Below are 1,973 nucleotides of genomic sequence, written 5' to 3'. Positions count from 1 at the left end.
GGGTTCGAGCGCTTCGTCAGTGCACAGAACGAGTACAGCTGGCTGCGCCGTGGCATCGAGCAGGACCTCGTGCCGGCGCTGGTCGAATACGGAATCGGGCTCCTGCCGTACTTCCCGTTGGCGAGCGGACTGCTCAGCGGCAAGTACCGTCGCGGCGAGCCGGCCCCGGCCGACAGCCGGCTGGCGGCGTGGGGACGCGAGTCCGATCTCACCGACGACACCTTCGACGTCCTCGAGGCGTTGTCGAGCTTCGCCGCCTCGCGCGGTGTCGAGTTGTTGGACGTCGCGATCGGGGGGCTCGCCGCGCGGCCGGCAGTCGCCAGTGTGATCGCCGGAGCCACGTCCCGCGAACAGGTCGTCCGCAACGTCGCCGCCGGTGCGTGGCGGCCGACGGCGGACGATCTCGAGGAGCTTTCCGAGATCACCGGATGACCCGCACGACATCCTCTGGCGATCTTCCTGCACTTCGCCGTCCGCCGCGGGGGACGACGCGCATCCGGTGATCATCTCGCTGATAGCCACACCGGAATGTGGCAACCGGCGAGTTGATCACGGCTTGGGGAGGTCGGCGGAGGCACGCGGGCACCACGGCGCACGCGGCCGCACCGGCGAACCGCACCGGCCAACCAACCCGTCGCGGACGGCACGAAGCCCCCGCACCGACGGGCGCAGGGGCTTCGCAGCGAGAGGAGGCTACAGCGCCTCGACCGGCGGCAGGCCGAACATCGACGGCGCGTTCTGCACGTGCTCGCGGATGTCGACGCGCTCGCCCTCGTCCGAATCGAGCCAACCGAACAGCGGCTCGTCGATCTCCGGATTCACGAAGTACATGAGCGACTGGCGCTCGCCCTCGCCCAGGCAGTGGTTGCGCACCTGGTGGTAGAGCGGCTCGATCTTGCCGCCGGACAGTGCGGTGAGCACCGAACCCGGCATGATCACGATCTCGTCCTTCGCCGGCAGCATCGGCTTGATCTCGTCGTTGGTGTAGATCTCGAGGCCCGGCGCGGTCGCGTGCAGCACGGTGACCATGTGGCCGTCCTCGTGCTTGTCCTGCAGCAGGTCCCGCTCGGCCGGCGTCGGAATGCAGTAGTTGATCTGCAGGTACGACGCCTTCTCGAAGGCCGGCGCGTCGGCGCCGAAGCTCCGCGCCACTTCGTCGAGAACCGCCTTGACGATCGGCGCCAACGAATCGCGCCAAGACAGGAAGGAGTCGGTGAGGTCCTCGATGTCGGCGGCGTTCGGGATCAGGTCGAGGCGGCTGGCCCAGACGGTGAAGCACTCGTTCATGTCCGGACGGTCCGGGCTGACGGAGTACTCGATGCCGAACGGCCGGTAGCCGTAGTTGTGGTCGGTGCTGCCGTGCGCGTTCTTGTCCTCCTGCGGGCGCTCGAAGAATTCGACCGCCGTGGAGATGGCCCGGTGCAGGTTGAAGGCGTCGACATCGCGGAGTTTCACGACGGCGTAGCCCTGGTCGAGGATGTCGCGGGCTGCTTGCTCGATCGTGGTGTCGGCAGCAGGAGGCGCGGTGTGGGTCATTCGGGGGTCCTTCCCTGTGGGGAATGGGGATCGATGAGGGTCGTGCTCCGGGGCCACAGCCCCGCGCCACGATACAGACCGAATCCGAATTCACCCGCCAACCGGCCACCCGGTTGCCAGGTTGGGCGAAAAGATGGGTCGAAAGACCCAGGACCTCGATGGGAGGCGAGCGTGCGCATCGTCGAGCTGCTGGTCTCGCCCCGCCATCGTCTGGACGGCCGCCCTACGGCAGACCTACCTCCATTGCCGGACGAGACCGTGGAGCGCATCGAGGTGCGCGCCGGCCTCGGCGTCGTCGGCGACCGGTACTTCAATCAGCGAGCCCATCGCCGTGGCGCCGTCACGATCATGGACGCCGCGGTCCTGCGTCCGTGGGGTGCCGGCCTCGCCGCCGCCCGCCGCAACGTCCTGCTCGAAGGCGTGGACGTCGACGCCGG

The 1,973-nt window shown here is 68.5% G+C and carries 2 protein-coding genes and 1 pseudogene; 2 read left to right on the top strand and 1 reads right to left on the bottom strand.

Features of this window, described 5'->3' with window-relative positions:
• Window positions 1–432 (top strand): aldo/keto reductase (locus tag JF597_RS54365; protein ID WP_294014537.1); only part of this gene is annotated, 432 nt, incomplete at its 5' end.
• A 261-nt stretch (window positions 433–693) separates the two neighbouring features.
• On the opposite strand, the gene JF597_RS54360 is transcribed toward JF597_RS54365, so the two are convergent.
• On the bottom strand, window positions 694–1,536 hold the full coding sequence (locus JF597_RS54360) for a 2OG-Fe(II) oxygenase family protein (RefSeq protein ID WP_294014535.1): 843 nt from the start codon (window positions 1,534–1,536) through the stop codon (window positions 694–696).
• Window positions 1,537–1,707: 171 nt separating this feature from the next.
• Here JF597_RS54360 and JF597_RS54355 point away from each other — a divergent pair.
• A pseudogene (locus tag JF597_RS54355) lies at window positions 1,708–1,973 on the top strand (molybdenum cofactor biosysynthesis protein); the annotation flags it as partial.

The sequence above is a fragment of the Streptomyces sp. genome (assembly GCF_019510245.1).
GTDB lineage: Bacteria > Actinomycetota > Actinomycetes > Streptomycetales > Streptomycetaceae > Streptomyces.
The sequence above is the reverse complement of the archived record's forward strand: the minus strand, read 5'-3'. Positions and strand labels throughout refer to the sequence as shown.